This window comes from Anaerotignum lactatifermentans (assembly GCF_014982935.1).
Taxonomy (GTDB): domain Bacteria; phylum Bacillota; class Clostridia; order Lachnospirales; family Anaerotignaceae; genus Anaerotignum; species Anaerotignum lactatifermentans.
This window is the reverse complement of record NZ_JADCKK010000134.1, coordinates 1-1,338: the sequence shown is the minus strand read 5'-3', so window position 1 is coordinate 1,338 and position 1,338 is coordinate 1. Positions and strand designations below refer to the sequence as shown.

General features: G+C 40.3%; 1 protein-coding gene. It reads right to left on the bottom strand.

Annotated features, from left to right (window positions below):
* Window positions 1–13: 13 nt before the first annotated feature.
* Window positions 14–1,255: an IS256 family transposase gene (locus INF29_RS14225; protein ID WP_087988264.1), complete on the bottom strand. Its 1,242-nt coding sequence runs from the start codon at window positions 1,253–1,255 to the stop codon at window positions 14–16.
* Window positions 1,256–1,338: the final 83 nt, after the last annotated feature.

Genomic DNA, 1,338 nt, shown 5'->3' with positions numbered 1-1,338 from the left:
CAATCTGTTCTTTTTATTCTGGAAGCCGTCCTTCATACATAATACTTAATTCTCCGTAGACCTGACCCCAGTTCCGGATGGTGGTTGTCCATTTTTTTGTGGCTTCAAAGGTAGCCAGATACAGGGCTTTCAGCAATGCTGTATCGCTTGGAAATACGCTTCTTTGCTGGTTTAATCTCCGATAGGTGGAATTCAGAGATTCTATGGCATTGGTCGTGTATATGACCTTTCGGACATCTGCCGAAAATTTGAAAATTGGAGAAATGGCATCCCAGTTATCTTTCCAGCGTTTCATGGAATTCGGATATTTTGGTGTCCATTTCTCTGTTACTTGTTCAAGGGCTGCCAGAGCTTTCTTTTCGTCCGGTGCCTGATAGATGGTTTTCAAATCCGTTGCAAAGGCTTTCCTGTCTTTATCTGGAACATATTTCAGAGTGTTTCTTACCTGATGGACAATACAGCGTTGATATTCTGTTTTCGGAAAAGCAGCCGAAATAGCTTCTTTGATTCCAGACAGACCATCAGCACAAAGGATCAGGATATCTTTTACCCCTCTGTTTTTCAGTTCATTTAAGACAGACAGCCAGTATTTAGAGCTTTCGTTATCACCAACCTGAATGGTAAGCACTTCTTTTTTTCCTGCTGTATTAATTCCAAGAATTACATATGCCGCCAATTTGCGAATGACACCGTTATCCCGGACAGAATAGTGGATTGCATCGATAAATAGAATTGGATATACTTCATCTAACGGGCGGTTCTGCCAATCTTCAATCTGAGGGAGGATTTTATCTGTTACATCAGAAATGAATCCTTCCGAAGTTTCAAAACCGTAAATATCTTCGATGGTTTCAGATATCTGTCTGGTCGTCATTCCTTTGGCATACATAGAGATGATCTTCTGATCAATATCGGAGATGTCTTTCTGGCGCTTTTTGACTACTTGCGGCTGAAAGGTTGATTTACGATCCTGTGGAACCTCAATTTCCATAGAACCATAACTGCTGTTGATACGTTTGCGTTTATACCCATTTCGGTAATCATCATTGTCAGAACGCTCAGATTTTTCATATCCGAGATGATCCTCCATTTCTGCTTCCATCATTTCTTTGATGGTTCCGCCCAGAAGGTCTTTTAGAGCTTCCTGAATATCCTCAGCTGTCTGAATATCGTATTCTTCCATGAGCTGATGAATAATGTTTCGTTTTCCCTCTGTCATTTGTACCCGATGTATGGGTTTCTTCTGTTTTGCCATAATAAAAGGTCCTCCTATGATTTAAATTTTACCATAGAAGAACCTCTTCAATTACATATTTACAGAAAAAGTTTCACACTGCC